25 protein-coding genes are annotated in these 26,913 nt (G+C 68.2%); 8 read left to right on the forward strand and 17 right to left on the reverse strand.

The window, feature by feature from the left end; translation table 11 throughout:
- Positions 1-52: 52 nt before the first annotated feature.
- The 5 genes from FFS49_RS17530 to FFS49_RS17550 all read right to left on the reverse strand — a co-directional run bounded on the left by FFS49_RS17530 (position 53) and on the right by FFS49_RS17550 (position 5,805).
- The gene (locus FFS49_RS17530; protein WP_105817260.1) at positions 53-1,039 is read right to left on the reverse strand and encodes a YkgJ family cysteine cluster protein; all 987 of its coding nucleotides are present in this window, start codon (positions 1,037-1,039) and stop codon (positions 53-55) included.
- Positions 1,033-1,851, reverse strand: a complete 819-nt coding sequence (locus FFS49_RS17535; RefSeq protein ID WP_105817261.1) for a MetQ/NlpA family lipoprotein — start codon at positions 1,849-1,851, stop codon at positions 1,033-1,035. Before FFS49_RS17535 ends, FFS49_RS17530 begins: the two co-directional genes overlap by 7 nt.
- A complete protein-coding gene (locus FFS49_RS17540) occupies positions 1,848-2,897 on the reverse strand; it encodes a formylglycine-generating enzyme family protein (RefSeq protein ID WP_039354440.1) in 1,050 nt (349 codons plus the stop codon). The genes FFS49_RS17535 and FFS49_RS17540 overlap by 4 nt, the downstream gene beginning before the upstream one ends.
- A gap of 16 nt (positions 2,898-2,913) precedes the next feature.
- Positions 2,914-4,872 (reverse strand): arylsulfatase, encoded by a 1,959-nt coding sequence (locus tag FFS49_RS17545; RefSeq protein ID WP_039354437.1) that lies wholly within the window; start codon positions 4,870-4,872, stop codon positions 2,914-2,916.
- Between the two features lie 213 nt (positions 4,873-5,085).
- Positions 5,086-5,805: an SDR family oxidoreductase gene (locus tag FFS49_RS17550; RefSeq protein WP_039354436.1), complete on the reverse strand. Its 720-nt coding sequence runs from the start codon at positions 5,803-5,805 to the stop codon at positions 5,086-5,088.
- A 626-nt stretch (positions 5,806-6,431) separates the two neighbouring features.
- Between FFS49_RS17550 and FFS49_RS17555 the strand changes: the two genes are divergently transcribed.
- The 6 genes from FFS49_RS17555 to csgH all read left to right on the forward strand — a co-directional run bounded on the left by FFS49_RS17555 (position 6,432) and on the right by csgH (position 10,771).
- Positions 6,432-6,869, forward strand: a complete 438-nt coding sequence (locus FFS49_RS17555) for a CsgE family curli-type amyloid fiber assembly protein (RefSeq protein ID WP_171030074.1) — start codon at positions 6,432-6,434, stop codon at positions 6,867-6,869.
- 47 nt (positions 6,870-6,916) lie between these two features.
- Complete coding sequence (locus FFS49_RS17560) at positions 6,917-7,339, forward strand: curli assembly protein CsgF (RefSeq protein ID WP_223274286.1); 423 nt, start codon at positions 6,917-6,919, stop codon at positions 7,337-7,339.
- A 24-nt stretch (positions 7,340-7,363) separates the two neighbouring features.
- Positions 7,364-8,302: a CsgG/HfaB family protein gene (locus tag FFS49_RS17565; RefSeq protein ID WP_105817262.1), complete on the forward strand. Its 939-nt coding sequence runs from the start codon at positions 7,364-7,366 to the stop codon at positions 8,300-8,302.
- Between the two features lie 29 nt (positions 8,303-8,331).
- Positions 8,332-8,874, forward strand: coding sequence for a hypothetical protein (locus FFS49_RS17570; protein ID WP_105817263.1), 543 nt, complete (start codon positions 8,332-8,334; stop codon positions 8,872-8,874).
- A 131-nt stretch (positions 8,875-9,005) separates the two neighbouring features.
- Entirely contained in the window at positions 9,006-10,379 is a 1,374-nt protein-coding gene (locus FFS49_RS17575; protein WP_105817264.1) for a hypothetical protein, read from the forward strand.
- 71 nt (positions 10,380-10,450) lie between these two features.
- Positions 10,451-10,771, forward strand: a complete 321-nt coding sequence (gene csgH, locus FFS49_RS17580; RefSeq protein WP_039354428.1) for a curli-like amyloid fiber formation chaperone CsgH — start codon at positions 10,451-10,453, stop codon at positions 10,769-10,771.
- A 45-nt stretch (positions 10,772-10,816) separates the two neighbouring features.
- Here the strand turns inward: csgH and FFS49_RS17585 are convergent, their stop codons facing one another.
- The gene (locus FFS49_RS17585) at positions 10,817-11,728 is read right to left on the reverse strand and encodes a LysR family transcriptional regulator (protein WP_105817265.1); all 912 of its coding nucleotides are present in this window, start codon (positions 11,726-11,728) and stop codon (positions 10,817-10,819) included.
- Positions 11,729-11,854: 126 nt separating this feature from the next.
- On the opposite strand from FFS49_RS17585, the gene FFS49_RS17590 reads away from it, so the two are divergent.
- The gene (locus tag FFS49_RS17590; RefSeq protein ID WP_105817266.1) at positions 11,855-12,874 is read left to right on the forward strand and encodes an NAD(P)-dependent alcohol dehydrogenase; all 1,020 of its coding nucleotides are present in this window, start codon (positions 11,855-11,857) and stop codon (positions 12,872-12,874) included.
- Between the two features lie 53 nt (positions 12,875-12,927).
- Here FFS49_RS17590 and FFS49_RS17595 read toward each other — a convergent pair whose 3' ends face one another.
- From FFS49_RS17595 to FFS49_RS17605, 3 genes are read right to left on the reverse strand one after another with little or no spacing between them, the layout of a single operon-like run.
- Positions 12,928-14,118 (reverse strand): porin, encoded by a 1,191-nt coding sequence (locus FFS49_RS17595; protein ID WP_137910302.1) that lies wholly within the window; start codon positions 14,116-14,118, stop codon positions 12,928-12,930.
- A 52-nt stretch (positions 14,119-14,170) separates the two neighbouring features.
- A complete protein-coding gene (locus FFS49_RS17600; protein WP_105817268.1) occupies positions 14,171-14,959 on the reverse strand; it encodes an ABC transporter substrate-binding protein in 789 nt (262 codons plus the stop codon).
- A 50-nt stretch (positions 14,960-15,009) separates the two neighbouring features.
- On the reverse strand, positions 15,010-16,131 hold the full coding sequence (locus FFS49_RS17605) for a M20 aminoacylase family protein (RefSeq protein WP_105817414.1): 1,122 nt from the start codon (positions 16,129-16,131) through the stop codon (positions 15,010-15,012).
- A gap of 184 nt (positions 16,132-16,315) precedes the next feature.
- Here FFS49_RS17605 and FFS49_RS17610 point away from each other — a divergent pair, with 184 nt between their 5' ends.
- On the forward strand, positions 16,316-17,275 hold the full coding sequence (locus FFS49_RS17610) for a LysR substrate-binding domain-containing protein (protein WP_105817269.1): 960 nt from the start codon (positions 16,316-16,318) through the stop codon (positions 17,273-17,275).
- 54 nt (positions 17,276-17,329) lie between these two features.
- Here the strand turns inward: FFS49_RS17610 and FFS49_RS17615 are convergent, their stop codons facing one another.
- The 8 genes from FFS49_RS17615 to FFS49_RS17650 all read right to left on the reverse strand — a co-directional run bounded on the left by FFS49_RS17615 (position 17,330) and on the right by FFS49_RS17650 (position 26,479).
- Positions 17,330-19,642, reverse strand: a complete 2,313-nt coding sequence (locus FFS49_RS17615) for a TonB-dependent receptor (RefSeq protein ID WP_105817270.1) — start codon at positions 19,640-19,642, stop codon at positions 17,330-17,332.
- A gap of 213 nt (positions 19,643-19,855) precedes the next feature.
- On the reverse strand, positions 19,856-21,073 hold the full coding sequence (locus FFS49_RS17620) for an MFS transporter (protein ID WP_105817271.1): 1,218 nt from the start codon (positions 21,071-21,073) through the stop codon (positions 19,856-19,858).
- Positions 21,070-22,146, reverse strand: coding sequence for an ABC transporter substrate-binding protein (locus tag FFS49_RS17625; RefSeq protein WP_105817272.1), 1,077 nt, complete (start codon positions 22,144-22,146; stop codon positions 21,070-21,072). Before FFS49_RS17625 ends, FFS49_RS17620 begins: the two co-directional genes overlap by 4 nt.
- A gap of 34 nt (positions 22,147-22,180) precedes the next feature.
- Complete coding sequence (locus tag FFS49_RS17630; protein WP_009694203.1) at positions 22,181-22,591, reverse strand: biopolymer transporter ExbD; 411 nt, start codon at positions 22,589-22,591, stop codon at positions 22,181-22,183.
- Positions 22,591-23,307, reverse strand: coding sequence for a MotA/TolQ/ExbB proton channel family protein (locus tag FFS49_RS17635; RefSeq protein WP_105817273.1), 717 nt, complete (start codon positions 23,305-23,307; stop codon positions 22,591-22,593). Before FFS49_RS17635 ends, FFS49_RS17630 begins: the two co-directional genes overlap by 1 nt.
- A 41-nt stretch (positions 23,308-23,348) precedes the next feature.
- Complete coding sequence (locus tag FFS49_RS17640) at positions 23,349-24,176, reverse strand: energy transducer TonB (protein WP_105817274.1); 828 nt, start codon at positions 24,174-24,176, stop codon at positions 23,349-23,351.
- 33 nt (positions 24,177-24,209) lie between these two features.
- On the reverse strand, positions 24,210-25,256 hold the full coding sequence (locus FFS49_RS17645) for an ABC transporter substrate-binding protein (protein WP_105817275.1): 1,047 nt from the start codon (positions 25,254-25,256) through the stop codon (positions 24,210-24,212).
- 50 nt (positions 25,257-25,306) lie between these two features.
- The gene (locus FFS49_RS17650; protein WP_105817276.1) at positions 25,307-26,479 is read right to left on the reverse strand and encodes an LLM class flavin-dependent oxidoreductase; all 1,173 of its coding nucleotides are present in this window, start codon (positions 26,477-26,479) and stop codon (positions 25,307-25,309) included.
- Between the last annotated feature and the right edge of the window lie 434 nt (positions 26,480-26,913).

A 26,913-nucleotide genomic window follows, 5' to 3' on the forward strand; every position in this document is an offset into this window, starting at 1 on the left:
AAAGCGATTGAAAGAGCGCCGATTGTAAGGCAGGTACGGCAGGCCGCCGTCGTTACGCGGCGAGCGTATCGAAGTCGGTCCGGTCGGCGAGCCACGCGTCGATGCGCTCTGCGTCCTCCCGGATTCCGGCCGCGGGCGCCGGCATCGCGGCCAGTGCGTGCCGTGCCCGTTCGAGCGCCTGCGTGAAACCGCGCAACTCGCGTGTCGCGGGCCGGTCGTCGGCGTGCCGGCGCGCGAGTGCCGTTTCGATGTTCATACCGATCAACGCGAGTTGCGCGTCGATGAATTCGATGCAGCGTGTACGGCAATACGCGGACACCTGTGCGACGGCCAGCAGTACCGGCACGATCGACACGGTCAGGTAGCCGCCGGGCGCGAGCCGCGACAGTGCATGGCGCACGTCCTGCCCGCCATCGGTCAACGAGGCGAACACGGCATCCCGCCACACCGCGCGCTCGAATACCAGCGCATCGCGATGTGCGTCGAGCGCCGCGCGGTCCGCGACCTGCCCGGCCGTCACCAGCGGAATGGGAAATGAGGACTCGACGGCAGCGTGTGGTGCCCCTGCTTCGACGATGCAGTTCGCGCCGAGCCATCCCGCATCGTCGCGCCGTGCGGCCAGCACGCGCGACTGCAAGCGGTCGGGCAGCATCGGATCGAGCGGCACCGCGCGGCAGATCGATGGCTTGTCCGCATGCACGCTGCAGCGCCCGTCATCGGCCAGCGCCGCGCAACGGCCGAGCGACGGATAGTCGTAGCCCTGCAGCGTCAGCGCGATCCATTCGCTCCCCGCACCGCCGGTGCGATGAAACAACCGCGCCGACAGCGCATCGGAAGCCGCGACGTCTTCCGCGTCGAGCGCGTACTCGCGGCCGCCCGCGCGCCAGCGCTCACCCGTTCGCCGCTTCGGCACGCGGCCGATCGTCAGCGCACCGACGAAGCGATGCCGATGCCGGAACAGTTCGCGCAACGACAGCGTCGGTGCGCTGTTGCAGCAGCGTCCGCAAGCGTTGCACGCGAGCAGCCAGGTATCTACCACGGCCGCCGCACCGAATCCTGGTAGCGCGTGAGGATGAAGCGCGCGACATCGTCCGAGTGATACGCGGCGACGAGTTGCGCGACCCACGGCTTCGCGCGATCGGCATCGCGCACCGTCAGCACGTTCGCATACGGCGAGCGCGCATCCTCGATGCTGATGCTGTCGCGTGCGGGTTGCAGCCCGACGCGCGCGGCATCGTCGCTGTCGATCGCGACGAACGCGGCCGTGTCGAGCGCGGCATGAAGACGATCGCGCCGCAGCGCGACGAGCTTCAGCCCGAGCCGGTTGCCGGTCACGTCGCGCAGCGTCGCATGCAGGCCGGCCCGCTCGCGCAGCGTCACCAGCGTGTCGTTCTGCAGCAGCACGAGCGCGCGTGCCATCCCGCGCGGATCGGCGGGAATCGCGACCGTCGCACCGGGCTGCAGTTCGTTCAGGTTCTTGAGCTTGCGCGAGTAGAGCGCCATCGGCAGCGTGACGGTCGGCGCGACTTCGGTCAGCGCGCAGCGTTTCTGCGCGCGCGTCACGGCAAGCTGATGTGCATCCTCGAAGCTGGCAGCGTCGATGCGGCCGTCAGCCAGCGCCGCATCGATGCGCGATGCATCGTCGAATTCGACGACGTCGATGCCGAATCCTCGCGATGCGGCGACCCGCTTCACTTCGTCCAGGATCTGCGCATGCACGCCGCGCGTCACGCCGACACGCACCGCCGGTGCGGTCGGTGCGGCCGATTCGGCGGCCACGGTCAACCCCGAATGAACGACCGCGCACGCCGCCATCAGCCACGCGCCCACGCAAACCACGACGCGCTTCATGACGCATCCCTCAGAATCGTGCGAAACCCGATATGCGACGCGCCGAGATCGGCTTCCTGCTGTTCGCGCGACGACGCGCGATAGCGCACGCAGTAGTCGCGCGAGCACAGGAACGAGCCGCCCTTGATGACCATCGGCGTATCGTGCCGGCGCGTCGGCGGCGCGACGGCCGCCGTGTCGCCGTTCGTATGCGACTGGTGCGGGCCCGTGTACGCGTCCTTGGTCCATTCCCATGCATTGCCGATCATGTCGTAGAGCCGGAACCCGTTCGCCGCATAGCAGCCGACCGGCGCGAGCCCCGCGTGGCCATCCTCGGCCGTATCGAGCACCGGGAACACGCCCTGCCAGTAGTTCGCGGCCGGCTTGCCCCGCGCATCGCGCGGCGCCGCGTCGAGCGATGCGTCGTCGCGGCCGGCCTTGCCCGCGTATTCCCATTCGGCCTCGGTCGGCAGGTCGCGGCCGAGCCAGCGCGCATACGCGAGCGCATCGCGCTGCGTGACGAGCGTGACGGGCAGGTTGCCGAGCCCGTCGACATGGCTGCCCGGCCCGCGCGGATGACGCCACGATGCGCCCTTCACCCACGACCACCATGCCAGGTCGCGCGCGTTCATCTCGTCGCGCGTCGGCACATGAAACACGGCCGCCCCATCCTGCTGCTCGGCCTCGGTCACGTAGCCGGTCGCCTGCACGAACGCAGCGAACTGCGCGATCGTCACGTCGGTCTGGTCGATCCAGAACCCGCCGACACGCGTGCGGCCGTCGCCGGCCGGGCGCTCGTCTGCATAGCCGCGCGTGCTGCCGAACACGAACGCGCCGCCGCGCAGGTGCACCATCCCGGCTTTCGGGTCGTCGCGCCATCCGGCCGGCAGCCCCGAATAGCGCGCGCACTGTTGCTCCGAGCCGAGCGGCGCGAGCGCGCGGCCGCGATTCGCGTCGTCGAATGCGCCGCCCGCCGGTGCGACGGGATTCGCATAGCCGGCCGCGAACGCGGCGGCGAACAGCGTGGCGGCCAGCGCCGCGCCGATCGTCCAGAACCGGACCCGCATCGTGTCGCTCCCGGGTTCAGTAGTAGCCGCGCGGACGCAGCGGCTCGACACCGCCGACGTTGCTCATGTAGGTCTTCCACTGGTCGACGAGCGTGCTGATCACCGACGGGTTCTGCGCGGACACGTCGGTCGTCTCGCCGCGATCCGCCGCGAGGTCGTACAGCTGCCAGTGGCCGTCGAGCGGCCCGAGCGGCGGCTCGGTCCACAACGCCTTCCAGCGGCCGTCGGCGCTGCGCAGGTACGCGCGGCCGTACGCTTCGTCGCCGAACGGCGCGGTATGCACCTCGCCCGTCGCCGTGCCCGTCAGCACCGGCAGCAGCGACTGGCCCGTGACCGGATACACGTAGCGGTTGTTGTAGATCACCTTGCCCTTGTTCTGGTCGACGCCCGTCAGCGTGTTGACGAGCGGCGGCGCCGGCTGCGACGGCGGCGTGACGCCCGCGACCGCGAGGAACGTCGCCGTGTTGTCGGTCACGTGCGTGAAGGCGCGCAGCGTCGGCAGCTGCTGCGTCTGGCCCGGCAGGCGCACGATCGTCGGCGTCGATACGCCGCCTTCGGCCGAATAGCCCTTCGTGAGCCGGAACGGCGACGCGCTCACTTCGGCCCAGCGCAACCCGTACTGCAGGCGCTGCGCGTTCTGCTTGCCGTTGTCGGTGCCGAGCGTCGAATAGATCGGGTCCTGCCCGTTCGCGGTATCGGTCGCCGTCGGGTCGGCGCCTGAATCGATCGGCCAGCCTTCCGCGCCGTTGTCCGACTGGAACATGATGAACGTGTTGTCGTATTCGCCGATGTCCTTCAGGTGCTGGATCAGCAGGCCGATGTTGTAGTCGAGGTTCTCGACCATCCCCGCATAGATCTCCATGTAGCGCGCCTGAGCCTTGCGCTCGGCCGGCGACAGGCTCGACCACAGCTTGTCGACCTTGCCGGGGCCGTAGTCGCTGTAGCCGTCCGCGGCCGTGTGCACCGCACTGATGTATTTCGCGCCGGCCGCGCCGTTGTTCGCGGTCGCGGGCGACGCGGCCGTGGTTTCAGGCAAGCCGTCGAACGGCTTGAAATCGGCGGGGATCAGGCCGAGCGCCTTCTGCCGCGCGATCCGCGCGTTGCGGATCGCGTCGTAGCCGGCGTCGTACACGCCCGCGTACTTGTGCAGCCACGGATCGGGTACCTGCAGCGGCCAGTGCGGCGACGTGTAGGCCGCGTACGCGAAGAACGGCTTGCCGTCCTGCTTGTTCGCATCGATGTACGAGATCAGCTTCTGCGTATAGAAATCGGTCGAATAGAACACGGCCGGGCTGCCGCCCGTGCCGCCCGGCTGCCCGGGCTGGCCAGGCTGCACGTAGCGGCCGTCTTCCGTGTAGTTCGACGAGCCGGCCGGCTCGTGCGCGAAGTGGTTCGTCGCCGCGCCGCCGAGCAGCACGTAGCTGCGCTCGAAGCCCCACTGGTCGGGCGTCTGCCCGCTGCCCGTCGCGCTGCCGACGATCCCCGAGCCGATGTGCCACTTGCCCGCGATGTACGTGTGGTAGCCGGCGTCCTTCAATAGTTGTGCGAACGACAATGCACGGTCGTTCAGGTAGCCCTCGTAGCCGGGCAGCCCGCGCCGCTCGTCGGTCGGTACGCCCATCGTGCCTTCGCCGACGAGATGGTGGTCGGTGCCGGACACCAGCATCGCGCGCGTGATCGCGCAGACGGTGCCCGTGTGATGGTTCGACAGGATGCGGCCCGACGCGACGAGCGCGTCGAGGTTCGGCGTGTTGATCTCGCCGCCGAATGCATGGATGTCGGAATAGCCGAGATCGTCGGCCATGATGTACAGGATGTTCGGGCGTTTCGCGGCCAGCGGCGGCGTGGTGTTCGTCGGCGGCGACGGCGTATCGCTGTCGACGCCGCCGCACGATGCGAGCGACATCGCGCCGGCAATCGCGGCGCAGACGACACGGAAACGAAAGGCATGTAACGGCGACGCTGACTTTTTCATTGTTCTGAACGCTCGATCTACGGGATCGGCGATCTTAGCGTCGCGTGCGCGGCACCCAAAGTCCGATTCGTCACATGCTAACGGGGTGGCGGAATATGCGCGCAAGCAGAATACCGGCCATCAGCGCGCACACATGTGCGCGCCCGCGGTGCGCGCCGAAACCGGCCGCTGCCGGGCGCCGCGCCGATGGCGCCCGATGCGTCGGCGTTGGCGTCAACTACGCCCGCCGAGACTGCCGCCGCCGTCCACGGCCAGCACCTGCCCGGTGACGAAGCCGGCCTCGTCCGACAGGAAGAATGCAATCGCCGCGGCCACGTCGTCGGGCGTGCCGAGCCGGCGCGCGGGAATCGTCGCGAGCACCTTGCGTTCGGCTTCGCTGCCGACGGGCCGCGTCTGCCGGAACAGTTCCGTCTCGATCGGACCCGGCGCCACCGCGTTGACGGTCACGCCATGTTCGGCGAGTTCGAGCGCCCACGTGTGCGTGCAGCCGACGAGCGCACTCTTCGCGGCGGAATACGCGGTGCGATCGAGGCTGCCGAAAATCGCGCGGCTGCAGATGTTGACGATGCGACCGTGGCCGCGTGCCTTCATCGCTTCGGCAAAGTGTTGCGTCACCTGGACAGCGGCACGCACGTTGAGATCGAACACGGTCTGCAGCGACTGGAAATCGATCTGCCCGAGCGGTTGCGGCAACACGATGCCCGCGTTGTTCACGATGCCGTCGACATCGTGCTGCTCGCTGATGCGTGCAAGAACGGCCGCCGTCTGTTCGAGGTCGGCGAGATCGCATGCGCGCAACTCGCCGGGGAAGTCGATGCCCTGCGCGTGACGCGCAAGGCCGATGACGCGATGGCCGCGCCGTGCGAGCAACGTGCTGATCGCGAGGCCGATGCCGCGCGATGCGCCGGTGACGAGATAGGTGCGAGATGACATGTGTGCTCCCGAAGTCCGTTCACGTGAGTAGCGTGGAGAGAGGTTGCCGGCGCACAAGCCCGGAACCCGCGCTTTCGTTGGACGATTCTACGTGCGTAACGGGACGTTACGTCGTGTCGTTACGAGCGAACCCGTAGCAACACGTTACGTTTTCTCCGCATCAGCATCGCCAGGAATTTCCAAATCACGATTTTCCGAAAATATCGTCTGATTAAATTGTAATGCTCTATTTATAAAAGAAAGACTGTTAATGAATATCCAACTCGCAAACGTTTTACGTGACGGAAATATGCAACCGATACATTAGACGAATAACGACTTAAAAAAGTAAACCGTTTAAAACAACGGCAGGCATGCCTCTTGCTCACTCCCCCCACCATGTGCCGCGTTCGACCAGGAACGAATAACCCGAAAAACGGGCGGCGCCATATTTCGTAAAAGTTGATCCGGGGGTCGGGGAAATGGTTTCGAGCGCAAGCAGGCGATTGGCCTGGGGGGCCGTGACGTGCCTGTCGCTATTCGCGACGGCACGCGCGCAGGCCCAGGACACCATCGACGCGCCGCCTGCCGCTGCGGCGAACGGCGGTCCGATTGCGCCGCCCTCGACGCTGCTGAACGCCGAACGCGTGCTCGAAGCACCGAAGCCCGCGCCCGGCGCGGGCCCGGCCGCGGTGAGGCCGGCCACCGGCGCCGCGCCGGCCGGTGCCCGGGCCGCCGCCCGCCACGCCCTTCCGGAAGACCAGCTCGGCGGCACGGTCACGACCGATGCCGTGACGCTCGCCGGCCGCGATTTCTATACCTACTTCTCGCAGACGTGGTCGGAAATCCCGCTGAGCGAGCGCTACATGGTCGCCATTCACGAACGCCCGTCCGGGCGTTACGGCAGCCTGATCTGGGTCGAGTTCCAGCAAAAGCGCGTATTCCAGACTTTCCTGCCGATTGCGCGGGCAAATGTCAAGGCCGTAGCCGAAAGCGCCGCCGGTATCTCCTTTCAAACCGTCATTCAGGACGATCTGTCGAATTTGCTGTTTCCCGATTCGGATCTGGCCAAAGACGAGATTTAGTCGATTAATCAAAAAAACAGGGGTGGGAGAAAATGAATCGAATCAGATTGAGCTTGATCGCCCTGGTCGCGATGACCGCGGTGTCGCCTTATGCGTGGTCGTCGACGCTGGTTTATCAGCCGAACAACCCGAACTTCGGCGGCAACCCGGCGAACGGCCCCAACCTGCTCAACGAGGCCAACGCGCAGAACAAGCACACGGATCCGTCGCTGTCGGCCTTTTCGTCGCCGACGTCCACGTCGTCGCTCGACCAGTTCAATGCGCAGCTGCAGCAGGCGATCCTGTCGCGCGTCGCCGGCTCGGTGACGAACTCGATCGTCGGCACCAACGGCGAGCTCAAGCCGGGGACGATCAGCACGGGCAACTTCACGATCGTCGTGAGTGCGGCCGGCAACGGCAACCTGCAAGTGACGACCACCGACAAGACGACGGGTGCGACCTCGACGTTCATCGTCAGCAACGGCCAATAGATCAGAAAAACGACTGAGCGAATCATGAAAAACAATGCTGAACGCACACGCTTCAACACGGGGATGACACGGGTCGCCATGGGCGCGGTGTTGCTGCTGTCGCTGGCCGGCTGCGTCACGCGGCCGATGCCGGCCTTGAGCAACGCGACGCTGACGCCGCCGACGCGCACCACGCGCGACCTCACGCACCTGCCGCCGCCGAAGGGCAAGATCGTCGCGGCGGTGTACGGCTTTCGCGACCTGACGGGGCAGTACAAGGCATCGCCGGACAGCTCGTTCTCGTCGCAGGTCACGCAGGGCGGCGCGTCGTTCCTCGTCAAGGCGATGCGCGACTCCGGCTGGTTCACGCCGGTGGAACGCGAGAACCTGCAGGACCTGCTGACCGAACGCAAGATCATGCGCGCCACCGACGGCGCGGATGCGAAGAAGGCGCAGAACGATGCGATGGCGCCGCTGATGCCCGCGAACATCGTGCTCGAGGGCGGCATCGTCGGCTACGACACGAACGTCCGGACCGGCGGGGCCGGCGTCGCCTACCTCGGGATCAGCGGGTCGACGCAATACCGGATCGACCAGGTCACCGTCAACCTGCGCGCGATCGACATCCGCACGGGCCAGGTGCTCAACAGCGTGTCGACGACCAAGACCGTCTACTCCTATCAGGTCGACACGGGCATCTATCGCTTCGTCGGCTTCAAGGACCTGCTGCAGGCGGAAGCCGGGCTGACGCGCAACGAACCCGCGCAGATCTGCGTGAACGAAGCGATCGAATCGGCGCTTACGCACCTGATCGTCCAGGGGGTCGCGAACCAGACCTGGGCGCTGAAGAACGACCAGGACTGGTACGACCCGACGATGCAGCGGTATCTGCAGGAAGACCGGAAATACGCGCAGGACATGGAGGACGCGAACACCGCGTACGACCCGCAGAAGATCGATCGCCAGGGCGCGACCACTCATTAACCGGCAGCAGGCCGGCCAGCGGAGAAAACATGATGAATCGACAGCGTGATCGGAACGGGCGCGCCCGCGCGGCGTGGCGGGTACTCGCATCCGTGTGGGCAGCGGCAACGATGCAGGCTGCGGCGGCAGCACCCGTGCCGCTCAACGATCTCGGGCCGCCCGAACCGGCGTTCGACTACAGCGGCAACATCGTCGCGGTCCGGCAGGCCGGTGTCGGCAATGCCGCGTCGCTCGACCAGGCGGGCCACAACGGTGCGCTGGTGTGGCAGGCCGGCGACGGCAACGCGATCGTCGCGCGGCAGACCGGTGCGCAGAACTGGATCGCGGCGTCGCAGGTCGGCGTCGGCAACACGTTGAATGCGACGCAGCGCGGCAACGGCAACACGTTGCAGGTGCAACAGAACGGCGTCGGCAATTCGGTCGAGTCGACGCAGGTCGGCACGTCGCTGTCGGCGCGCGTCACGCAGAACGGCAGCAACAACGCGGTGAACATCGTGCAGGGCGGATCGAACACCGGCATCCAGGTGATCCAGAGCGGCAACGGTGCGCACGCCACGGTGCTGACGCGGTAACGGTTATGCAGTGTGCAAGTGCTTGGCTTCAAGTGGTGTGACGTGTGGGACGTGAGAGCGTCCTCAATTGGCGGGGGTGCCGGCGAAGACCCACTTTTCCGGCGAATTTTCTTTCGAATCAGGAGCAAGAAATGAAGGTGACCAAGTCTGCAATCGCAATCGCAGTGCTGATGCTCGCATCGGCCGCCGCACAGGCCGATTCGTCGGGTAACAACGTGACCGTCGGGCAAACCGGCAGCTTCAACTCGGCAACCGTCGAACAGACGGCGACGAGCGGTGATTCGGTGTCGATCAACCAGTCGGCAGCCGGCGACGATCCCCGTTACGGGTTCGTCGCCAACGTGACGACCGCGGGCGGCAGCGGCGACACGACCGTGATCCAGCAGACCTCCGGGTGGGCGGAGCCGTATTCGAGCGTGAACGTGTCGCAGACGGGCACGTCGCATGAGCGGAACTACGTGACGCAGTCGGGTGGCGGCGACTTCTCGGCGACCATCACGCAGACGACGTCGGCCTACACGGGCGGCCCGCAATACGACATCAACACGATCAACCAGTACAGCTACATCGACAGCGCGTCGATCTCGCAGCAGGGTGGCGGCTGGAACTCCGTGACGATCAACCAGGGCTCGCCGAGCCAGTCGGCGATCGCCAACAACGCGACCGTCGCGCAGACGGACACGGTCGGCAACACCGTCGGCATCACGCAGACCGGCAACAACGGCACTGCGAACGTCCAGACGACCTGGGGCGGCGGCAACGCGACGTCGATCACGCAAACGGGCGGCACGACCAACGCCAGCGTGACGCAGTTCGCCGAAGTTGGCGACCAGGTCACGACGACCCAGAGCGGCACCGAAACGGCCACCGTGAACTCGTCGTTCGGCGGCGGCAACTCGACGACGATTTCGCAATCGGGCGGCGTGAGCGGCAACAACGCAACGGTGAACCAGCTTGCCGCGGCCGGCAACGCGACGTCGATCACGCAGACCGCCGACGGCAACAACGCCACGGTCAACCAGTGGTTCGAGTCCGGCGACAGCGCGACGATCAACCAGTCGGCCGCGTCGAACAACGCAGCGATCACGCAGCAATACGGCTACGGCAACGGCGCGTCCATCACGCAAACGGCCGCGTTCAACACGGCGTCGATCACGCAAAGCAGCTCGACCGGTTCGACGGCATCCATCACGCAGTCTTCGGCGGACAACCTGGCGTCCGTGACGCAATCGGCATCGAGCTCGGCGGTGACGGTGAGCCAGTCGGGCGCCATCGGCAACTACGCCAATGCGTCGCAGACGGGTGCGGATGACCTGCTGAACCTCTCGCAAACCGGTGGCTTCAACATCATCAACGCGTCGCAAGTGTCGGGCACGGGCAACCAGGGCTACGTGACGCAGATCGGCTTCAGCAACAACGCCACGCTGCTGCAGCAAGGCAACGGCAACTACGCCAGCATCAGCCAGACGGGCGCCTTCAACACCGCATCGATCAAGCAGCACTGAGCGCCGCCGGTGTAACGAAAAGGCCGGACGGTTGCCCGTTCGGCCTTTTTTTCATTCGACAGGGGACGATCATGGTTGGCATTCACGATCTCAACGCCTATTTCGACATCGCCGCCAGTGCCGGCGGCGTGAACATCGTGCCGCACGTGCGGGCGGCCGCGCCGGTCGACGTGTCGTACAGCCTGCGCATCACCAAAACCGGCGGCGCCGGTTCGGCCTCGCTGACACGCTCCGGCGAATCGCGACTCGCCGGCGGCGAGGATCGGCCGCTCGCGACGCTGCGGCTGAGCGTCGATTCGAGCGACATCTGCCAGGCGACGCTGGTGCTGCGCGTCAATGGCGAGCACGCGGAGTATTCGGTGGACTGCAATCCGCATCGGGCCGCCAATTGAGCCGGTGGGGCGCGGGCCCGGCGCGATCGCCACATCGCCCCCGCGTCAATCGTCCGATGCCAGCATGCGCGGTATCTCGTCGACGAGCGCATCGATGACGACACGCACCTTCGACGGCACCTGGCGCGAGGCCGGCCGCACCGCGAACACTTCGGCGCCCGACACGCTGTTGCTGTCCATCACGAGCGCGAGGCTGCCGTCGCGCAGGTAAGGCGCCATCAGCCAGCACGGCAGCCACGCGAGACCCGCGCCGGCGGCGGCCGCATCGGCGATCGCCTGCAGGTCGTCGAGCCGCAAGCGGCCGGCCGGGCGATGGTCGTGCACCGCGCCGTCCGCGCCGACGACCCGCCACGGCGTCGGTTGCCCGCCGCGCGAATACGCGATGCCGACGTGCGACGCGAGTGCGTCGAGCCCCGCCGGCCGGCCATGACGGTCGAGATACGCGGGCGACGCGCAGATGCCCATGCGTTGCACGCCGAGCTTGCGCCCGACCAGCGCACTCGTGTCGGCCAGCTCGCCGATACGCACCGCGATGTCGAAGCCGTCGTTGACCAGGTCGGCCACGCGGTCGCTGAACGACACGTCGATCTCGAGCCGCGGATGGCGCTCGACGAGGCGCCGCATGACGGGCGCCACGCATTGCCGCCCGAACAGCACGGGCACGCTGATGCGCAGCCGCCCCGCCGGCTCGCGCTGCCCCGCGTCGAGCGCGGCCTCCGTCTCGCCGAGTTCGGCCAGCAGCCGCCGGCATTGCTCGTAGTAGACGAGCCCCTCGTCGGTCAGGCCGAGCTGGCGGGTCGTGCGCTGCAGGAGCCGCGCGCCGAGGCGACGTTCCAGCCGCGCGACGACCTTCGCGACGGCCGAGCGCGTGACGCCGAGCCGCAGCGCCGCCGCCGCGAAGCTGCCCGACTCCACCACGTCGACAAATTCGGCCACGCCTCTCAGCCGCTCGTCCATGCCATTCCACTCCGGTTGGGTCACAGGGTTGTGTCCACACAGGCGACAGTCATCGGCCGAATTCTCGCCAATGCGTCCCCGTGCGCAACACTATGATAGTCCGCTCTATCTCGAAAAGGAGTCGACATGAACGCATGGCAAGTGAAACCGGGCGACGGCGTGGCCGGGCTTCAGCGCATCGACGCGACACGCCGCGCGGTCGGGCCGACCGACGTCGTCGTGAAGATCCACTCGGCCGGGCTGAACTACCGCGACCTGATGTTCGCGCGCGGCGACTATCTCGGCATCGGCACGGACGCGCTGATCCCGGTGGCCGACGGCGCCGGCGAAGTCGTCGAAACCGGCCGCGACGTCACGCGCTTCAAGCCGGGCGACCGCGTGATCAACACGTACTTTCCGCACTGGATCGACGGGCCGCCCACGCCGCAGAAGGTCTCGGGGTCGCCCGGCGCGCAATTCGACGGCGTGCTGGCCGAGCATTTCGTATCCGATGAAGCCGCGCTGGTCGCGATTCCCGCGCATCTGAACTACGACGAGGCGGCGACGCTGTCGTGCGCGGGCACCACCGCGTGGAACGCGCTGTTCGCCGACGGTGGCCTCGAGCCCGGCGCGACCGTCGTGCTGCTCGGCACCGGCGGCGTGTCGATCATCGCGCTGCAGCTCGCGCATGCGGCGGGGCTGCGGACCATCGTCACGTCGTCGAGCGATGCGAAGCTCGAGCGCGCCCGCGCGCTCGGTGCGGACGCAACCATCAACTACCGCGCGACGCCCGAATGGCAAGACGAGGTGCTGCGGCTCACCGGCGGCGCGGGGGCGGACCTGGTCGTGGAAGTGGGCGGCAAGGATACGCTGCCGCGCTCGGTCGCCGCGACGAAGATGGGCGGCATCGTGTCGGTGATCGGCGGCCTCAGCAGCTTCGCCGGCCCCGAACTCGGGCTGCTGTCGCTGATCGGCGGAATCCGGCAGCTGCACGGGATCATGGTCGGCAGCCGCGCGATGCTCGACGATGTCGTGCGGCTCGTCGACGCGAAGCAGATCAGGCCGGTGGTCGATCGCGTGTTCGGCTTCGACGAAGCACCGCAGGCGTTTGCGTACCTGCAGTCGGGTCAACACTTCGGCAAGGTCGTGATCGGCGTCGCGCAGTAAGCGCGTCGAGGCGGCGGGTCGCTCCACCCGCCGCCTCTTCCGTCATCGCACACTCAGAACTTGTGACGGATCCCCGCGTGAATCATCAGCTGCTTCGCGGTCGACGCCAGGTCCGCCGCACCGGGAATGTAAGCCTGGTCGAGCGACGAGCCCGTCGCATCGCCCGCGATCCGCTGGTACGCGCCCATCAGGTACACGTCCGTGCGCTTCGACAGGCTGTAGTCGGCCATCAGCCCGACCGAATGGATCTTCGGCTTCGCGCTGCCCGTCGTCGCGTCGTAGCGCACCGTCGTGTACACGTACTGCGCACCGACGAACAGCGCCGGCGTGAACTGGTATTTGCCGTTCACCTCGACGTTCTGGTACCGGATCGACGACACCGCGCCACCCGCGAGCGGGCCGGTCACCGGCTGGATCGTTTCGTTGCCGAACAGGTAGCCGACGTTCGCGGTCGGCCGCGTGACGTTGCTGTTCGTGTACGCGAGCCCGACCGTCGCGGGCCCCGCCGTGTAGTTGATGCCCGCACCGAAGATCCGCAGCCGCGCCGACGCAAAGTTCGCATCGGCACCGACCGGCCCCGAGCCCGCGATCGCGCCGCCCGACGTCGCGCCCGGGTTGTCCGCATTCAGGAAGGCCGCGCCGATCAGCAAGCCGCCCTGCTCGTACTGCGCGCCGACGCTCCACTGCCGGTTGTTCGCAAAGCCCGTGTCGTTGCTGAAACTGTACGTGCCGCCGAACGAGAAGCCGGCGAAATCCGGGCTCGCGTACTTCACCGTGTTGTTCACGCGAAACGTGTTGCCGGTGTTGTCGTTGTCGAGCGGATGCGAGAACGGATAGACGCCCCAGCTGCCGTTCGCGGTCGTCGGCGCGAGATAGTCGACCACCGCATCGTATTGCCGGCCGAGCGTCAGCGTGCCGAACCGCGCGCTGCCGAGCCCGACGTACGCCTGCCGCCCGAACATGCGGCCGCCCTGCGCGAGCGTGCCGCTGTTCACGTTGAAGCCGCTCTCGAGCTGGAACAGCACGCTGTAGCCGCCGCCCAGATCCTCGGTGCCCTTCAGCCCCCAGCGGCTGCCTTGCGCGAAGCCGCTTGCCATCTGCCACGCACCGTGGCCGCCGACGTTGTTCGTGTAGTCGATGCCGGCATCGACGAGGCCGTACAACGTGACGCTGCCTTGCGCGAACGCGAACGCGGGCGCTGCACACAGCGCCGGGACCGCGACGAAAGCCAATCTCCAGTTCATTCGTTTTCCTTATTTATCGTGTCGTGACTGCCCGCCTTCCGGGCGTCGCCGCTTACTTCGCGCCGTAGATGTCGAAGTCGAAATACTTGTTGTTGATGCGCTGGTACGTGCCGTTCGCGAGGATCGCCGCAAGCGCGCGGTTGAAGGCGTCACGCAGGTCGTTGTCCTGCTTGCGCAGCCCGAGCCCGTCGCCCTGCCCGAAATACTTCACGTCGTCGATTGCCGCGCCGACGAACGCGAAATCCTTGCCCTGCGGTTTCTTCAGGAACCCGTCGCTCGCCGCGATCGACGCCTGGAACGCCGCATCGAGCCGGCCCGTCACGAGATCGGCATACACCTGATCCTGGTTCGGGTACGACACGATCTGCACGCCGGCCCGCTGCCAGTTCGCGATCGCATAGTCAGCCTGCGCGGAACCCTGCTCGACGCCCACGCGCTTGCCCTTCAGCGCGTCGGCCGTCGGCAGCAGCGGCGAGCCCTTGCGCGCGACGAGGCGCGCCGGCGCATTCGAGATCCGGTTCGTGAATGCGATCTGCTGCTGCCGCTTCGGCGTGATCGTCATCGACGACGCAATCACGTCGAACTTGCGCGCGAGCAGCCCCGGAATCATCCCGTCGAAGCTCGACTCGACCCACACGCAGCGCGCATGCAGCTCCGCGCACAACGCGTTCGTGATGTCGATCCCGAAACCCGCCAGCGTGCCGTCGGGCAGCTTGTATTCGAGCGGCGGGTAAGTCGGATCGACCGCGAGGCGGATCTCCTTGCCGGCCCAGTCGCCCGCATGCGCCGCCCCTGCCGCCAGCGTCACCGCGAGCGCCGCCATCCGTTTCCATTGCTTCATTGCCAGTCTCCTTCCTTGTGTGAATCGTCAGTCAAAATTGTGCGGGCACGTCACGCGAGGTAGCGCTCCGCCAGCGCAATCCAGTAGCTCGCGCCGTTGGCGAGGCACGCGTCGTTGAAGTCGTAGCCGGGGTGGTGCAGCCCGCATCCGGCGGCGCCGTCGCCGTTGCCGATCGACAGGTAGCTGCCGGGGCACGCGTTCAGCATGAACGCGAAGTCCTCGCTGGCCGCGATCGGCCGCAGATGCGGGATCAGCGCGCCATCGCCGCCCCATTCGCGGGCGACGTCGCGGGCGAACGCGGTCTCCGCGGCGTGATTGACGAGCACCGGGTACTCGTGCCGGTAGTCGATCTCCGCGGTCGCACCATAGCTCGCAGCCTGCCCGTGCACGATCTCGCGAATTCGCCGTTCGAGCAGCGCCCGCACGTCCGGCGAAAGCGCACGCACGCTGAGCGCCAGATCCGCGTGCGACGGAATCACGTTCGACGCGGTGCCCGCATGGATCGAGCCGGCCGTCACGATCGCCAGCTCCTGCGGGTTCACGTTGCGCGACACGACGGTCTGCAGCGCCATCACGATCGACGCGCACACGACCACCGGATCGATCGTCGTATGCGGCGCCGCGCCATGCCCGCCGCGCCCGGTCACGCGCACGCGCACCTCGTCGGCCGAGGCCATCGCCGGGCCGTCGCAGAAACCGAGCACGCCGGCCGGCAGCCCCGGCACGTTGTGCATCGCGAACACCGCATCGCACGGAAACTGCGCGAACAGCCCGTCGTCGATCATCCGCTTCGCGCCGCCGAGCCCTTCCTCGGCCGGCTGGAAAATCAGGTTCAGTGTGCCCGTGAAGCGTTCGCGCTCTGCCAGGCAGCGCGCCGCCGCGAGCAGCATCGCCGTGTGACCGTCGTGGCCGCACGCATGCATCACGCCATCGCACCGGCTCGCGTGCGGCAGCCCGGTCGTCTCGCGGATCGGCAGCGCATCCATGTCCGCGCGCAGCCCGAGCCGCTTTCCGCGGCCGCGCGTCAAGGTGCCGACCACGCCCGTGCCGCCGAGCCCACGCGTCACCCGATAACCCCACGTTGTCAGGAAGCCGGCCACGAGGTCGCTCGTCGCGTGCTCCTCGAAGCCAAGCTCCGGATGCGCGTGCAGCCGGCGGCGCAGCGCGATCATTTCCGCCTCGATGGCCGCCATTTCCGGCTGGATGTGTTTGTGGTCCAACCCCGATTCTCCTCGATGCGTTCCGGTTGCCGATCGCCCGAATGACCGATCGTGGCCGCATCGTAGGCAGCGAAAATCCCGGCGAACAGCCGCGGTTTCGTTATGATGACAACCTTTCGTTGTCGGGTATCGCACCATGAGCACGATCAAGCTGCATCAGCTGCAGGCGCTCGTCGCGAGCGCGGAGGCCGGGAGCATCCGCGGTGCGGCGCGCACGCTCGGGCTGTCGCAGGCGGCCGTCACGCGCGCGCTGCGCGAGCTGGAGGCGAGCGAACGCCTGCCGCTGCTGGTCCGCGCGCCGGAGGGGATCGGCTTCACCGAATACGGCAAGACGCTGCTCACGCACGCGAAGCTCGTGCTGAAGCAGCTCGAGCACGCGCAGAGCGATCTCGAGCGCATGCGCGGCCGCGTCGAGGGCCGGCTGAGCATCGGCGTCACACCGTGGCTGACGATGACCTTCCTCGCGGAAGCGGTGCTGCGTTTTCGCGCGCAGATGCCCGACGTGCGCCTCGAACTCTACGAAGCGCTGATGGCCGTCGCGCAACCGCTGTTGCGCGACGGCAGCATGGATTTCGCGCTCGGGCACGTGCAACCGGGCGGCACGCAGGAATTCGCGTTCGAGCCGATGCTGCGCTACGAGACAGCGGTGATGGTGCGCGCCGGCCACCCGCTCGAGCACGCGCGGTCGATCCACGACCTGGTCGACCACGACTGGGTATTGAATTTCGCGGCCGATGGGCAAGCTGCGCTCGTCGATTACCTGTTCACACGTCACGGCGCCCACATCGACGAACGGCGCATCGTGCGTGCGCAGTCGGTGGCGATGCTGCAGACGATGCTCGAGCAGGCCGACATGTGCACGTGGTGTCCGACGATCCTCGCGGCCGTGCCGTCGTTCGGCGAACGGATGCGCGCATTGAAGTTGCAAGAGACCTTCGAGCCGCGCGACCTCGGGATCGTCACGCGGCGCAGCAGCACGCTCGGCGACGCGGCGCGCTGCTTCATCGACTGCCTGCTGCACGTGATCCGCCGGCATGCGCGATCGGCACGCAAGGCGGATCTCGCGCTGTTCAGGACGCTGTCGCTGCTGATCTGACGCGCGGCGAGCGCGGCCCTTTGCCGCGCCGCCGCACACGTCTCGTGCCGCCCGTCAGATCTTCGCGGTCAACGTGATCCCGACCGTGCGCGGATCGCCATACAGCACCGGATATGCGCCATACGACGGCAGCAGCTCGAGCTTCTTGTAGACCTTGTTGGTCAGGTTCGTCACGTAGCCCGTCACGATGTACTTCTGGTCCGGTGTCGTGTAGGACACGTGCGCGTTCAGCACCGTGTAGCCGCCCTGCCAGAGCTGCGGCATCGTCTGCCGCGTCGCGCTGAAGTACTCGCGGCTGCGGTAGTTCACGTCGCCGCCGGCCGTCAGCGTGCCGAACGACACCGGCACGCGATAGTCGAAGCCCGCATTGATCGTCGTATGCGGCGAGCGCGCGAACGAATTGCCGACGGCGGTCGGCACGTAGCGGAACTCCGTGTAGCGCGTGTTCAGCATCCCGAGGTTCGCGAACAGGTAGAGGCTGTTGACCGGCTGCGCCTTCAGCTCCAGCTCGAAGCCGTCCGCGCGCCCCTGCCCCGCGTTCGACAGCGTCGACACCGGCGGGCCGCCGAACGGGTTCGGCGCCAGCGCGAACACCTGGATGTCGCGATAGTCGTAGTGGAACACGCTCGCGTTGACGATCAGCCGCTTGTCGAACCACTCGCTCTTGATGCCGGCTTCGTAGTCGGTCAGGTACTCCGGCGATACGGTCGACACCGTGCTCTGTGTATACGCGTTGCCGTTGTAGCCGCCCGAGCGGAAGCCGCGCGCATAGCGGAAATACGCGCGCACGTTGTTGCTGAGCGCATATTCGGGCGTGAGGTCCCAGGTCGGCGCGCGCCACGTGTTCGTCTGGTTCTGTCGCGCGCTGACCGCGAGCGGCGACGACACCGACGACGGATCCCACCAGCTGCCCGGATTGCTGAACGTCACGTTGCCGGTGCCCTGCAGCCCGGTCAGGTTGATGTTCTTGCGCTCGATCGTGTAACGCAGCCCGCCCGTCACGTTGAAGCGGTCGGTGAACCGGTACTTCACGCTGCCGAAAATCGCCGCGCTCTGCGTGTGCTGCGTGAGGTCGGTCAGGTGGTAGAACGCGGGCGACGGCGAGCCCGGCAGGCCGCCGCCGGCGCCCTGTTCGGCCAGTTGCTCGGTGAACAGGTGCGTGCCGACGAGCCAGCTGAACCGGTCGTTCTGCGGCGATTCGAGGCGGAATTCCTGCGAGAACTGGCGGCTCGACAGGCGATCGTGCGAACGCGCGGCGTCGAACGCGGAATAGTCCTCGTCGTCCTGGTACCAGCGGTGCAGCCCTTCGAACGCGGTGATCGACGTCAGCGTCACCGCCGGGTTGATGCGCCAGTGCGCGGTGAGCGACGTGCCCCACGTCGAGATGCGATCGCTCGACGGCGCATTGAGCGACACCGTGTACGGATCGCTCGACCCGACGAAGCCGAACTGGTTCGCGCCGCCCGGCCCCGCGCCCTGCGCGTGCCACGCGTTGCCGCCGCCCGTGTAGTTGCGGCCGTGGATGTTGAACAGGAAGTCGGTGTCCGAAGTCGGCACGGCCAGCACCTGAAAGCGCACCGCATTGTCGTGGAAGCCGCCGAAGCGCCCTTGCTGCACGGTGTTCGTGTAGAAACTGTCGGCGTTCTCGTGATACACCGACACGCGCGCGGCCAGCACGTCGTTCTTGCCGATCGGCCCGCCGATCGCGGCTTCCGCGAGACGGCTGTTGTACTGGCCGAGCCCAATCTTGCCGTAGCCGCTCACGTCGAAAGTCGGCTTCTGCGACGTGATGCTGAGCGCGCCGCCGACGGTATTCTTGCCCCACAGCGTGCCCTGCGGGCCGCGCAGCACTTCGATGCGGTCGAGGTCGAACAGCGGGAAGCCCTGCCCGAACACGCTGTTGATGTAGACATCGTCGAAGTACACGCCGATCGGGCTCAGCGACAGGTCCGACGGATCGTTGCTTCCGACGCCGCGCAGGAACCAGCGCGGCCGCTCGCGGCCTTCTGTCGACTGGCCGGTGAAGTTCGGCACGTACTTCGTGACGTCGTTCACCACGCGCAACTCGTTGTTCCTGATCGTGTCGCCGCTCAGCGCGCTCACCGCGACCGGCACGTCCTGGATGCTCTCCTTGCGCCGGCGCGCGGTCACTGTCACCGTGCCGAGATTCGTTTCGCGTACGGCCGTGCCTTGGTTCACGCGGGCTGCCTTCGGTGCGGCCGCGGCTGCATCGTCCGCGCCCGGTTGCGCCGGCTTCGCGTCCGGCGCCGCCGTCACCGCGCCATCTTCCGCCCATGCGGGCAACGATACGGCGCCGCCCGTCAGCAGTCCCCCCAGCGCGGTGACGATTAGTTTTTTCCTGAACATCGATGAGTCATCCTGTTTGATCGGTTGAACGCACGTGCGTGCGCGACGCACGGGTTACCTATTGCAATTCGGATGCCAGCATCGAGAAGCCCGTCGCACGGGGCTTCCGGCATGCGCGTGGTGCCGGTGTTGCTGCATGCGCATCTGTGACGGGAAGCAAACTGCTTGTCACGCAACACCGCGCGGATTCCGCAACACCCGATTCGATGGTCGTCAGGACAGCTTCGCAGTCTCGGACTGCGATGCCTCGCGCCGCGCCGTCGAGACGCGCAGCGCGAACGCAACCAGCACGACGACCGGCAGCCAGCACAGAAACACGCCCGGCAACCCGACGACCGGTACGAGCGCGCTGCCGGCCAGCGGGCCGCAGAACGCGCCCGTCATCGACGCGAGGTTGTAGAGGCTCGACACCTGGCTCTTGTCGGCCGGGTGGCGGCCGAGGCGCTGCATGTTGACGAGATGCAGCAGCGACGACCCGACGCACAGCGCGGCGAGTCCCGCGCCGACGATCCATGCGTCATGCGCTAGACCCAGCGCGAGCAAGCCGGCCACGCCACCGGCAAGACTGAGCGCCTGGCAACGGCGCGCGGTCATCCGCTGCGCGACATGCCCGAGCCCGAACAGCGCGACCACCGCGACGACGCCCTGCAGCGTCAGCAGCGCGACGGCTTTCGTTTGCGACAGCCCGAGCGACTGGATCGCCAGCACCACCGTAAAAGCGCCGGCGAGCGAACGTGTCGCGCTGTTCACGGCTTCGAGCGCGAGCTGCTCGCGCACGTCGTGACTCCACGCGAGCGCCAGCAATGCGCGCAGGCCGCCGGTTTCCGGTTGTGCACGAAATGCCGGAGGCTGCGCGTCGCCGAGCAGCGTCCGGCTGAACAGCGCCATGCCCGCGAAGCTCGCCGATGCCGCGCAGAACGTCGCGACCGCGCCATGCGCGCCGATCAGCCCGCTCGCGAGCCACGGCCCGACCATGCCGGTACCGACCGACATCGCCGCGCGGTACCAGCCGGCGCGCGCGAGGCCGATCTGCGCGAGACGCGCGAGGAACACGCCGTTGATCGACACGATCCGGAACGGGATGCACAGCCCGATCAACACTTGCGTGAGCGCGATCAGCGGCCAGGCGCCGGCAAACGGCACGACGAGATTGAGCAGCATCGGCCCCATGCTCGCGACGAAGTACACGCGCCGCGCGCCGTAGCGCGCGACGAGCAGCCCGGCCGGCAGCGTCATCAACGCGATGCCGAGCGGCTCCATCGCGGCGATGATGCCGAGCCGCGCGCTGTCGACGCCGAGCGCGAGCGCGTACAGCGTCGTCGCGAGCTGCGCCATGCTGATCGTCGTGCCGCTCGCGAGCGCCAGCAGCATGAAGCCGCCGGTGAAGCGCTCGCGCCGCCATGCGTCGGCAACGCGTGCCGATGCGCTCACCGCGCGGCGCCGCGAGACAGCGTCGCGATGCCGTCGAGCGCGCGCCGGTCGATCCACGCACGCACGTCGAAGTCGGCCGGCAGGAATCGCCATTCGACGAGGAAGCGCTTGAAATCGTCGAGCGCGGCGATCGACGCTTCGTCGAGATCCGTGCGCAGCCGCCGGTGCACGTCCGCGCCGTACGCGAGCCTCAGCCAGTCATGGCCCGATCCCGTCTCGCGGCCGAGATAGCCGAGCACTTCCTGCTCGTGATCGCGCGCCCAGCCTTCGACGTCGGTCACGCGCGCGAGGAAGCGGCTGACGATGTCGGGATGGCGTTCGAGCGTCGACGCATTGACGGTCAGCGGCCGCGGCGAGCCGTTGTTGATACGGATCTGCGGATCGGGATGAAAGCCGATGTCGACGACCGGCTGCGCGCCGATCAGGTACGCGGTTTCGAGCCCGAGCGACCCCTTCACGTAGATCGCGTCGACGTCGCCGCGCACGAGCGCGGCCGCTTCGGCCGCATAGAGCCGGCGGCTCGACAGGCTCGCGGGATGGCTGAATGCCGCGTCGCGCGTCGCCGGAGTCGACACCGGTGCGCGCAGGTTCGACGCGGGCACGTCGATCCATTCGACGTCGGCGGGGCCGAGCCCGTCGAGCGACAGCGCGCTGACGAAGCCGCGCAGCGCCGCCGCACGAAAGATGTCGATACGCTCGCCGTCGCGGCGCGGCAGGCCGATGCGGCGCCCGCGCAGGTCCTTCGGCCGCGTCAGGCCGCTTTCCGGCAGCGCGACGATCGCCTGCGCCTCGTCGACCCAGGTCAGCGCGACCACGCGCGTATCGGCGCCGGCCGCGCGCGCCCACAGCGCGGGAATGCTGCCGCCCTGCCGGAATGCGTTGTCGAGCGAGTGATCGACGTGCGCGTGATGCAGCGCCGCGTGCTGGGTCTCCTGCAGCGCGCGCACGGTGATGCCGTCGCCGGCGAATTCGCTGTCGAGCCAGCCGAGATGCGCGGCGATGCCGAGCGGCGTCGGCACCGGACAGCGCGTGTACCAGATCGACTGGACGTTGGAGGAAGCCGTGATGCTCATGGATGCGTTCGTAGAGGGAGTCGTGAACCGCGCGTCAGCCGCGCGGCGCGGTGAGCACCGACAGCCGCGTGATGCCCGCATGCTCGATCGCGGCCATCAGCTTCGCGACGGTGCCGTACGGCACGTGCTCGTCGGCCTGCAGGTCGAGCGCGACGTCGGGCCGGCCGGCCTTCAGCGCGGCCAGCTCGGCCGGCACGGCGGCCAGTGCGACCGCGCGCTTGTCGAGATACACGACGCCCTTGTCGTCGACGCTCACGGTGACGTTCGGCTTGCGATCGGCCGGCGCCGTGGCGACGGTGTTCGGCAGATTCACGTGCACTGCGTTGTTGAGCAGCGGCGCCGTGACAATGAAGGCGACGAGCAGCACGAGCATCACGTCGACGAGCGGCGTGATGTTGATTTCGCTGAGCACGTCGTCGTTGTCGGAGGAAGAGGAGAAGGCCATTATGCGAACGCCTCCTGGCGGGTGTCGTCGGCACGGCGTGCCGGCGCGGGCGCGGCGGCGGCGGCCGGCACGCGGAAGCCGGCCTTCTGCGCGAGCGTGACGAAATCGGTGGCGAACGCATCGAGATCGGCCGACGCGGCCTTCACGCGACGCACGAAGAAGTTGTACGCGAGCACGGCCGGCACGGCGACCGCGATGCCGATCCCGGTCGCGACGAGCGCCTCGCCGATCGGCCCGGCCACGATGTCGATGCTCGCCGACGCGCTGTGCGTGATCGCGGTCAGCGCATGGATGATGCCGAACACGGTGCCGAACAGGCCGACGAACGGCGCGGTGCTGCCGATCGACGCGAGCACCGCCAGCCCCGCCTCCTCACGCCGGCGCGCATTGTGGATCTGCTGGCGCAGATGGCGTTCGAGCAGGTCGTGGCGGCTCCAGCTGTGTTCGAGATCGTGCGCGCTGCTCTCGTCGGCGCGCCGCAGCGCGTCGAAGCCCGTCGTGGCGAGTTCGCCCACCGGGCTGTTCGCGCCGTCGAGCGCGGCGGCCTCGTGGAAGCTGTTCGCCGCCCAGAACGCGCTGACGTAACGCCGGTTGCGCGCACTCGCCCGCAGGCTCTGGATCGCCTTCACGACGATCAGCGTCCACGTGACGACGGAGAAGACGACGAGCAGCCAGAGCGCGCCCTGGACGATGAAGGTGGTCGGGATACCGTTCATGATGTGAGTTCCTTTGAAAATGTGGCGGGCGGCCCGGCGGGTCAGCCCAGCTTGAAATCGATCGGCACGTTGACCCAGCCGTCGACCGCTTCGTCGCCGCGCTTCGCGGGCACGAACGTCCAGCGCTTCACGGCGGCCACCGCCGCGGTGTCGAGCATGCGGCGGCCGCTGCTCGTGCGGACCTCGACGGAATCGGGCGAGCCGTTCGCGAGCACGTGCACGCGCAGCACGACGCGCCCTTCCCAGCCCTGGTCCTGCGCGAACGCCGGATAGTCGGGCGCCGGGTTGCGCAGGTAGGCCGCGTCGCCGATCGGGGCGGTTTCGCGCACGGGTGCAGAAGGTGCGGCCGGCGCGGGAGCCGGCGTGGCGACGGCGGGCGCCGCCGGTGCGGGGGCCGCCTCGCGGGTGGCCTGCGGCGCGGCGGCCGGCACCGGCACCGGCGCCGGATGCGAGACGGCCGCACGCGGCTTCGGCGGAGTCGGCGCCTGCTTCAGCGGCTTCGGCGGCTTCGGCGGCACTGCCGGTGGCGGCGGATGCGCGGCCTGCGGCAACGGTTCGGGCGGCCGCGTCAGCTCGACCGTCATCGGCAGCGGCCGCGGCGGCTGCACGGGCGGCGCGGCAGGCGCGCGCGCGGCCAGCAGCGCGACACCCGCATGCAACGCCGCGACCGCGAGCGCAATCGCCCCCGTGACGCGCCACGCGCCCGGCTTCGCCTTCGTCTCGTTCGGCCGCGCCGAAGGTGAAGCTGACGGCGGACGCGTCACGGCCGCCGCCCGGGCCGCCACCGCGTTCGCACCCGCACGCGGCGCAGCACGCGCCGCGTGCCGACGTGCGGGCGGCACGCCGTATTCGATCGTCAGACCTGTCATGCTCGACTCCTTGCAATGACGCGCCGCGGCGCGCTACGCGACCCACGCATGGCGTTGCCGGTCGATGCGCGTGAACGGCGCCGGGTCGATCCACGCGCGCGCATCGAAATCCTGTTCGAGAAAGCCCCATTCGACGAGGAAGTCCTTGAACGCGACCAGCCCGTCGATCGACGTCTGCGCGAGCCCCGTCTCCAGATGGCGGTGCACGTCCGCGCCGTACGCATAACGCACCCACTCGTCGGATGCGCGCGTCTCGCGGCCGATATAGGCGACCGTCTCCGCCGGATGGCGCGCGGCCCAGTCGCCCGCCCCCACCACCACCGACAGGAAGCGGCTCACGAGATCGGGGCGCGCGTCGATCAGCGCGCGGTCGACGGTCAACGTGCGCGGCGTGCCGTTGCCGATCCGCACGAGCGGATCGGGGTGCGCGCCGAGATCGATGACGACCTGCGCGTCGATCAGATGCACGGTTTCGAGCCCCTCGACGCCTTTCACGAACACCGCGTCCACCTCGCCGCGCACGAGCGCCGCGATCTCGATCTCGTACTCGTGCGGACCGCTCGTGAACGATGCGGGCCCCGTGCGACGTTCGCGTTCGTCGGGCAGGTCGACCCACTCGGCGTCGCCGTGCCCGAGCCCTTCGAGTTCGAGCGCGCTCAGGAAGCCTTTCAGCGCGGCCGCCCGCCAGAAGTCGATGCTGATCGGATGGCGCGGCAACCCGAGCCGCCGGCCGCGCAGATCGCGCACCGAGCGGATGCCACGATCGGGCAGCGTGACGATCGCCTGGAATTCGTTGGTCCACGACAGGCCGATCACGCGCGTATCGGCGCCGCGTGCCCGTGCCCACAGCGCGGGAATGTTGCCGCCCTGCCGGAACGAGTGCGGCAGGCTGTGATCGAAATGCGATTCGCGCTTGCCGGCGTCCGCCGTCTCCTGCAGCGAATTCAGCGTGATGCCGTCCGGCCCGAACTCCTCGTCGAACCAGCCGCGGTGCACGGCGATGCCGAGCGCGGTCGGCACCGGGCAGCGCGTGTACCAGAGTGCGTCGCAGGCCGTGGCCTGCGCAGCGAGTGTCGTCATGGTGAATGTCCTTGTCGATGTCGTTGGATCGTGCGGGAAAGCCGTCGCGCTCATGCGCCGGCCACGCGCAGCGCCGCCTGCGTGCCACGCGCGTTCAGCGCGCCGTCGACGAGCGGCAGCACTTCCTCGCCCACGCGGTACGCCTCCTCGAGATGCGGGTTGCTGGCGAGAATGAACGTCGACACGCCGATGTCGACGTACTCCGCGAGCCGCTCGGCCACCTGCTCGTGGCTGCCGACGATCACGCAGCCGGGGCCGCCGCGAATCTGCGACATTCCCGCCCACAGGTTCGGGCCGACGACCAGGTCGTCGAAGTGCTGCGTGTTGCCCTGGTGCAGCGCGAACTGGCGTTTCGCGCCGACCGACTCCGACGATTCGCCGCGCCCGCCGAAGCCGTTGCGCGTCACGTCGCCCACCGTCGCGAACATCTGCCGCAACTCGGCCCACGCCTGCTCCTCGGTCTCGCGCGCCAGGATGTCGATGCGCATGCCGAAGCGCAGGTCGCGCTCCGCGTTCTGGCGATCGAGCGCGCGGCGCGCCGCATCGATCACCTCCTTCTGTTTCGCGAGCGGCTCGCCCCAGCTCAGGTGCACGTCGCCGTGCTTCGCGGCGACCGCGAGCGCGGCGTCGCTCGCGCCGGCCAGGTAGATGCGCGGCGGCTTCTGGCCGCTCAGCGGCGGCAGCAGCCCGCCGGCTTCGACGCGGTAGAAGCGGCCGTCGAACGTGTACGGCGCGCCGGCCGCGACGCCCTTCACGACATCGAGGAATTCGTCGGTGCGCGCATAGCGGCTGTCGTGATCGATGAAGTCGCCGTAGGCACGCTGGTCGGGGCCGCCGCCGCCCGTGACGACGTTCCACTCGACACGCCCGCGGCTGATCCGCTGCAGGCTCGCGGCCATCTGCGCCGCATAGACCGGATGCACGAAATGCGGCTGCAGCGCGATCAGCAGCCGCAGCCGGCGCGTCTCGCGCGCCAGCGCGGCCGCCACGACCCACGGTTCCTCGGTAAAACGAAAGATCGGAATCAGCGCGCCGTGGAAGCCGGCGATATCGGCCGCGCGCGCGACCTGCGACAGATAGTCGATGTAGCCGAAATCGTCGTCATCGACTTTCGGCGCGACGCGCGATGCGCGCTGACGGTTCCATTCGCCGCGCGTATGCAGGTCGTGTGCGCGCCGGCCGTCGCCATGCATCGGCAGGCGCCACAAAAATTCAACAGCCATCGGAGTTCTCCTGGTCGGGCCATTCGGATTGCGTGCGGCATCGGCGTGCCGCGCGTGTGCTGCGCTGTAAAGCACGCGGTGTGCCAACGCGCTCGCCTCGGCGCGTGCGTGGCTGCCGGCGAACCTGCCCGGTGCCTTGCACACCGGCCATCAGCGGCAATCGGATCGCACCCGCCCGCGCTCGCCCATGCCGCCGCGACACGCCCGTACCGCCGTGCTGCACCGGCCGCACCGCTGCTGCGCGCGCAACAGCAGCCGTCGCGACTGTTGCTGGCGCAACAGGCCATGCGTCGGCGCGCGCACCGCCCCTCCCGCGCGATGCCCGCGCCGCGTGCGGCCGCGCCGTTTCCGTTCACTGGCCCGGAACTTGCAACGTTGACCGGCCCGCGCGTGCGACACCGACACCGTGCGCGACCGGGCTTCAACCATGCTTA

Source organism: Burkholderia sp. 4NA327C6 (assembly GCF_005502655.1).
GTDB classification, from domain to species: Bacteria; Pseudomonadota; Gammaproteobacteria; order Burkholderiales; family Burkholderiaceae; genus Burkholderia; species Burkholderia contaminans.

Coding starts and splice junctions, on each gene's coding strand:
- FFS49_RS17630 (WP_009694203.1), bottom strand. CDS start 22,591: ATGGCCTTCTCCTCTTCCTCCGACAACGACGACGTGCTCAGCGAAATC.
- csgH (WP_039354428.1), top strand. CDS start 10,451: ATGGTTGGCATTCACGATCTCAACGCCTATTTCGACATCGCCGCCAGT.
- FFS49_RS17645 (WP_105817275.1), bottom strand. CDS start 25,256: ATGACGACACTCGCTGCGCAGGCCACGGCCTGCGACGCACTCTGGTAC.
- FFS49_RS17650 (WP_105817276.1), bottom strand. CDS start 26,479: ATGGCTGTTGAATTTTTGTGGCGCCTGCCGATGCATGGCGACGGCCGG.
- FFS49_RS17585 (WP_105817265.1), bottom strand. CDS start 11,728: ATGGACGAGCGGCTGAGAGGCGTGGCCGAATTTGTCGACGTGGTGGAG.
- FFS49_RS17540 (WP_039354440.1), bottom strand. CDS start 2,897: ATGCGGGTCCGGTTCTGGACGATCGGCGCGGCGCTGGCCGCCACGCTG.
- FFS49_RS17590 (WP_105817266.1), top strand. CDS start 11,855: ATGAACGCATGGCAAGTGAAACCGGGCGACGGCGTGGCCGGGCTTCAG.
- FFS49_RS17600 (WP_105817268.1), bottom strand. CDS start 14,959: ATGAAGCAATGGAAACGGATGGCGGCGCTCGCGGTGACGCTGGCGGCA.
- FFS49_RS17550 (WP_039354436.1), bottom strand. CDS start 5,805: ATGTCATCTCGCACCTATCTCGTCACCGGCGCATCGCGCGGCATCGGC.
- FFS49_RS17545 (WP_039354437.1), bottom strand. CDS start 4,872: ATGAAAAAGTCAGCGTCGCCGTTACATGCCTTTCGTTTCCGTGTCGTC.
- FFS49_RS17625 (WP_105817272.1), bottom strand. CDS start 22,146: ATGAGCATCACGGCTTCCTCCAACGTCCAGTCGATCTGGTACACGCGC.
- FFS49_RS17570 (WP_105817263.1), top strand. CDS start 8,332: ATGATGAATCGACAGCGTGATCGGAACGGGCGCGCCCGCGCGGCGTGG.
- FFS49_RS17575 (WP_105817264.1), top strand. CDS start 9,006: ATGAAGGTGACCAAGTCTGCAATCGCAATCGCAGTGCTGATGCTCGCA.
- FFS49_RS17565 (WP_105817262.1), top strand. CDS start 7,364: ATGAAAAACAATGCTGAACGCACACGCTTCAACACGGGGATGACACGG.
- FFS49_RS17635 (WP_105817273.1), bottom strand. CDS start 23,307: ATGAACGGTATCCCGACCACCTTCATCGTCCAGGGCGCGCTCTGGCTG.
- FFS49_RS17615 (WP_105817270.1), bottom strand. CDS start 19,642: ATGTTCAGGAAAAAACTAATCGTCACCGCGCTGGGGGGACTGCTGACG.
- FFS49_RS17535 (WP_105817261.1), bottom strand. CDS start 1,851: ATGAAGCGCGTCGTGGTTTGCGTGGGCGCGTGGCTGATGGCGGCGTGC.
- FFS49_RS17605 (WP_105817414.1), bottom strand. CDS start 16,131: ATGATCGCGCTGCGCCGCCGGCTGCACGCGCATCCGGAGCTTGGCTTC.
- FFS49_RS17595 (WP_137910302.1), bottom strand. CDS start 14,118: ATGAACTGGAGATTGGCTTTCGTCGCGGTCCCGGCGCTGTGTGCAGCG.
- FFS49_RS17610 (WP_105817269.1), top strand. CDS start 16,316: ATGAGCACGATCAAGCTGCATCAGCTGCAGGCGCTCGTCGCGAGCGCG.
- FFS49_RS17640 (WP_105817274.1), bottom strand. CDS start 24,176: ATGACAGGTCTGACGATCGAATACGGCGTGCCGCCCGCACGTCGGCAC.